The sequence below is a fragment of the Microcoleus sp. Pol12B3 genome, assembly GCF_036701355.1.
In the GTDB taxonomy this organism is placed as follows: Bacteria; Cyanobacteriota; Cyanobacteriia; order Cyanobacteriales; family Microcoleaceae; genus Microcoleus.
On record NZ_JAUBQS010000144.1, the window covers coordinates 1 to 3,317 of the forward strand.

A 3,317-nucleotide genomic window follows, 5' to 3' on the forward strand; every position below is an offset into this window, starting at 1 on the left:
ATATATTTGGCTGCCCAATTGATTTTTTATGCCTCAGTTTCTAACTGAGCCAGCTTTTCTTAGTCTAAACTCCAGTTAACCAACAGTGGCATCAAATTAGGGCCAGGAGGAGGAGTTTCTGCGTTGTACTGCGAGATTAAACCAACGAGTGGTATTCTTGCCCCAAGATTAATCTGCTGCAAAACGGCTTCTAAAATAGGACCCGCCGTATTGTCAAAGTAAACATCAATTCCCTTAGGACAAGCAGCTTTCAGTGCTGAACTGAGGTCTTGAGTTTTGCGGTTAATGCAGGCATCAAACCCTAATTCTTTGACTGCGTAATCGCATTTATCCTCACTCCCAGCCACCCCCACTGCCCGACAGCCTTTGAGTTTAGCAATTTGACCGACTACAGAACCGACTGCGCCAGAGGCAGCAGAAACGACAACTGTTTCGCCTGCTTGTGGTTGCCCAATATCAAGCAGCGCAAAATATGCCGTCATTCCCGGCATCCCCGTTATGCCCAAGGCATAGGAGATGGGTGCTTGATTGGGGTCAAGCTTGCGCAACGTTTCGCCTTTCGATACGCCATAAGTTTGCCAACCGTCATAACCGAGCACAAAATCTCCTGCCCTGAATAGGGGATGGTTGGATTTCACCACTTGGCTAACTGTGCTACCGACCATCACGGAACCCAATTCTACGGGAGAAGCATAAGATTCGCGATCGCTCATGCGACCGCGCATATAGGGGTCGAGGGACAGGTAAATCGTGCGGTTGAGAACTTCGCCTTCTCTTGGTTCTGGGATTGGGGTTTCGACTAGGGCGAAATCACTCTCTTTGGGTTCGCCAACTGGGCGGCTTTTGAGTAAGATTTGTTGGTTAATTGAATTAGACATTGATGGTTCCTATTTTCTGCCAATGCTTTGAGCATCGATTAGTGCTGTACCAGGTTGGACAATCATCCCAACAAGCTTAGGAATGAAAATTTAATAACTTTAGCGTCTGCTAAATAGTCGGAACGGCACGATAATTCCATTTTGGTAGATATTCATCAAAAATAATTTTCATTGTTTCTTTAAATCCCTTAGCTACTTTTCAACCAGTTTCATAAATTTTATCGATTACATTTACTACCACAGAAAGCCCGGTTTTAGTATGAGTTTTTGCCATGAGTTTTTTCACTAACTCAAGAGGAGTAAAAATCACTCCTTGACAGGCTCTGGTTACGTGAGGAAACAAACGATGTTCAATGGGATTATACTTCGATGTATAGGGAGGATAGTGTGCGATTCTAATTTCTATTCCTAGCTCGTTAACTAATTTTTGTAAATCCGACTTAAAGATATGATGATTGGAATTGTTACTGCCACCGCCAGATCATTTTATCAAAATTGAATTGGCTTGACGGTAGATAAATTTTCCGTAATTGACCCACCATAATTTTAGCGATTCACAAGCAAATTCACTCGTGTCTTTACTGATTCCCAGGTTTAAATATCCTCGGTTATGTTGCAGATCATAAATTCCATGAGGTACTACTTTTCCGTCAGCCAAACTCCAAAAATCATGGTCAAATGTCGTAATAGCTTCCGTAGTATATAGACTTCCTGCTCGATATAGATTTCCAATAAATTCCTTATTTTTCGTGTCCATACTAACAATTGGATTTCCCTGTAACTCATACTCTGCACTAATTCTGGCAAAATTTTCAAATTGTTCATTACGATTCTTTGTTACTCCGGTTGTTTGTTTTTTTTGAGCTTGACGTTTCACATATCCATGTTTTTTTAACAGTTTTTGAACAACTGTTGTACTGACTCTTGTTCCCTGAGCTTTCAGACGTTCAACTATTTGTTGCTGGGTAAGATTTGTCCATTTAATTTTTTCCGACATGGGATCTCCGGCTGTGTAATTTTTTAAGATTTCTAAAAAACGCTCATTTAAATCAGATATCTCAGACTCCCTAGTTTTTCTTCCTCCTCCACGTCGGCGAATTCTCTGTTGATTACAAGTCGTGTCTGATTCACTTTTTAACTCTTTAATTCCCTTGGCTATTGTATTCCTGTCTACTCCCAAAACTCGGGCTATATAAATAATTCCACCACGACCAAGTTTTACGGCTTCTATCGCTGCATATTTTCTTTGATCTTTTTCAGATAAAGACTGATGATGTTTTCGCATTAAATCAGTAATTTCCTCTGAGTAACACATAAATTAAGTTAGTAAGAAATTATTTAAATCAAAAAATATTGGGCGACATAAGAAGAACCAAGTAGGTATAATATTTGACATTTCTACCGAAACATAAACCTATTCCTATTCACTCATTTATTTATTATACATTGCTGATGTTATTAAAATTTCATTTCTTACTAACTATTGGAGTTGATAATCACTGACTCAACCTCTTTCATCAGACATAATTAGAGAGCGTTACCAAACGTGATGGTGATACATACAAATGTATTATACTGTACTACACTGTAGTACAAAACTAGCTTAAGTTTTAGATCGGGAGAGAATATGAGTAGATTTGAAGGTGATTGCGCTGGAAAAAATATAATCACTTACGGTTCTAGAGCAGGGAAAGAATACTCTCCCCATGACATTGGACAATATTTAAAGCAATTTAAGCTTAATGATGCTCTTAGGCTTATTGGAGAATTATCCTATGAAATATTTAAGTCAGGTAAATGATTACACACTATCAAAGATATACCAGTTTTTGATGGTGTTCTAGCTTATTTGTCCATGCGATTAATCGAAAGCTCTAACGATTATCGCAATAAAGATATGACTGTAGATGATTTACTGAAAGCTATTGATATGTATTTGGGGCTTGCCGACCCATTTCAAGAGGACAGCGATAATCTACAAGGTTTTCTCATAAGATTCGGAGCTTCTCAATTAGACTATGATCGTGAAGCTCGTCACCTCCTTCCAAGAACTCTGATCATTTACGAAAATTTATGGACTAAAAGTGGAAATTGCAATCAAGTTGATATAGCCAACGCGATTAAGAGCTTTTCTGGGTTAAATTTACAGGAAATATTAGTATTAAGCTGGGCTTTTTCGCATAGTGCCAACAAGGGATTTTTCCGCCTATTTGAAGATGTAGAGCAGTATCCTGATACCCTAAAATACTATTTTGATCTCAATAACCCACATTCAGCAGTTGCGATCGTAAAATCCAGTCTTTTTAAGAGATGAGAAATATTGAAGCGTCAAATATAAGAATACAGGATCTTGACCACTGCGGCTGACGGGGTGACAACCCCGTCAAAGAGTAGATATAATCAAGGTTCTAGCCCTTATCCCCTTCTGAAAAAATGGTC

The 3,317-nt window shown here is 38.9% G+C and carries 3 protein-coding genes and 1 pseudogene; 2 read left to right on the plus strand and 2 right to left on the minus strand.

What is annotated here, in order from left to right; translation table 11 throughout:
* Positions 1-59 precede the first annotated feature (59 nt).
* On the minus strand, positions 60-878 hold the full coding sequence (locus QUA53_RS28755) for an NADP-dependent oxidoreductase (protein WP_333101251.1): 819 nt from the start codon (positions 876-878) through the stop codon (positions 60-62).
* A 199-nt stretch (positions 879-1,077) separates the two neighbouring features.
* A pseudogene (locus QUA53_RS28760) lies at positions 1,078-2,193 on the minus strand (ISAzo13 family transposase).
* 312 nt (positions 2,194-2,505) lie between these two features.
* On the opposite strand from QUA53_RS28760, the gene QUA53_RS28765 reads away from it, so the two are divergent.
* Entirely contained in the window at positions 2,506-2,679 is a 174-nt protein-coding gene (locus QUA53_RS28765; protein WP_333101253.1) for a hypothetical protein, read from the plus strand.
* Positions 2,680-2,775: 96 nt separating this feature from the next.
* On the plus strand, positions 2,776-3,192 hold the full coding sequence (locus tag QUA53_RS28770) for a hypothetical protein (protein ID WP_333101255.1): 417 nt from the start codon (positions 2,776-2,778) through the stop codon (positions 3,190-3,192).
* Positions 3,193-3,317 lie beyond the last annotated feature (125 nt).

Coding starts and splice junctions, on each gene's coding strand:
- QUA53_RS28765 (WP_333101253.1), top strand. CDS start 2,506: ATGAGTAGATTTGAAGGTGATTGCGCTGGAAAAAATATAATCACTTAC.
- QUA53_RS28770 (WP_333101255.1), top strand. CDS start 2,776: ATGACTGTAGATGATTTACTGAAAGCTATTGATATGTATTTGGGGCTT.
- QUA53_RS28755 (WP_333101251.1), bottom strand. CDS start 878: ATGTCTAATTCAATTAACCAACAAATCTTACTCAAAAGCCGCCCAGTT.